Here is a 1,893-nt window from a genome sequence, read left to right on the forward strand (position 1 = left end):
GGGGCCGCCTGATCGCCCTGGTCGGCGCGCGTGACACGGGCAAGACCGTGTTCATGACCGTTCTGATCCACGAGCTGATGAACCGGGTCGGCGCCCGCTTCGACGCGGCGGTCGGCGGTTCCGACGACCACACCCGGCACCGGTTCCGCTCCGACTACGAGACTCCGCTCTACGACGACGCCCGGCTGCTCGGCGCTACCCGCCGCACCGGTGTCACCCGCGAACCCCTGGTGTTCCGGTTCACCACCCGGAGGAGGGGGCTGGCGGGCACCCGCCCCCAGCACACCCACCTGTCGTTCTTCGACACCGCGGGCGAGGACCTCAACACCGAGGAGAGCGTGGAGACCAACCTGCGCTACCTCAACAGCGCCGACGGGATCATCCTCCTGCTCGACCCGCTCCAGATGGAGGGCGCCCGGCGGCTGGCCGCGTCCGGGACCCGCATGCCCACCGGGAGCGCCACGGAACACCGGCCGGTGCACATGCTCGAACGCGTCACCGACCTGCTCCTACGCAGGCAGGGCTCGCCCAACAGGCTGATCCGGGTGCCGATCGCGGTGTGCCTGACCAAGATCGACGCCCTGCGCGACCAGGTGGACGACGGGTCCCCGTTGCACCGACCCGAACCCGCGGGACCGTTCTTCGACGAGTCCGACAGCCAGGACGTGCACGCCCAGATCCAGCAACTGCTCCACCTGTGGGACGGCGGGGGCGTCGACGGGCACGTGCGCAACCACTACCGCAACGCCCGCTACTTCGGGATCTCGGCACTGGGCGGGAGCCCGGACGGTGAGAACCGCGTGCGGGGCGGGGTACGCCCCTACCGGGTGGCCGATCCGTTTCTGTGGATGCTCAGCGAGTTCGGGGTGATCCCCTCGCGTGACCGTGCCTGAGGGGCAGCCGACGGAAGGGAAGGGGACGCGCGATGGGTGTCGCCCAGCTGTACTACACCTCGTGTGAACACGGCCTGGCGGGCTACGCGGGATACCAGTTCAACGCCGCCACCCCGGGTGTGGACGCCCACGTCCTGCGGGAGGTGGAGCGCTTCACCGTCTACGAGCCGCCCCGGTCGGCCTCCCCCGACCGGGTGGACGAGCATCCGGTCAACCTCTGCTACGCACCGGACGTGGGTGGGAGGGCCGTCCTGAGCCGGGTGGTCTCCAGCGGCGCCGACCCCTCCGGACGTCCCGGCAACTACTTCGCGCACAGCCTGGTGGCCACGGCCGCGGTGGACGATGACCCGCTGCCCGCCGAGCTGTGGGGGGCCGGCTTCTGGACCGCGACGCCCGTCACCGACCCGGACCTGCCCGTCCTGGACCTCCCCCCGGGCCCGCTCGACCGCGAACGCTCCGACGCCTGGGTCCGGCGTTGGCCGTCGGCCCTGGTGGCGCGACTGCTCGCCGCCGCCGACGCGGCGATCGACGGCGGTCCTCCCCTGGTCCTGGTCGCCGACAGCGCGTCGGTCGCGCACTGGGTGGCCGCCCTGACCCACCTGCTGCCCCCCGCACGGGCGCGCGATCTGTCGTTCGCGACCTACGCCGCTGATCCGCACGACACGTTCGTGCACGTCATAGGGGTGCCAATGGACTCGGACACCGCGTCGCTGCGCGGGCGGTTCACCGTGTGCGACCCCTCCGCCGACCCGCCCGACGACCTACCCGAGCCCGCCCCGGAGACTGCGGCGTTGGCCGACCGGCTGGCGGATCTGGGCCCCAGGAAGGCGCTCGGGCTGTGGCGGGCGGCCGAGGTCCACTCGTCGGGGCGGGAGGCCTCCCTGGCGCAGTGGCGTCCGGTGGTCGCGGCGGCCGCGGTCCTGGACGGCGACGGGTCCCCCGAGGTCGATCTGCCCGCGGTGCGCGCGTGGCTGTCACGGGCGGTCGGCTGGTTGCCGCC

At 72.8% G+C, this 1,893-nt stretch carries 2 protein-coding genes; both read left to right on the top strand.

The genetic code is table 11. From position 1 onward, the window contains the following. Positions 1–893, top strand: an 893-nt coding sequence (locus D471_RS0111935) for a TRAFAC clade GTPase domain-containing protein (protein ID WP_017598827.1), incomplete at its 5' end; no start/stop codon positions are given. Positions 894–925: 32 nt separating this feature from the next. After that, the coding region (locus D471_RS0111940) for a GAP1-N2 domain-containing protein (RefSeq protein ID WP_017598828.1) at positions 926–1,893 on the top strand (968 nt) is incomplete at its 3' end.

It is taken from the genome of Nocardiopsis lucentensis DSM 44048, from assembly GCF_000341125.1.
Taxonomy (GTDB): domain Bacteria; phylum Actinomycetota; class Actinomycetes; order Streptosporangiales; family Streptosporangiaceae; genus Nocardiopsis; species Nocardiopsis lucentensis.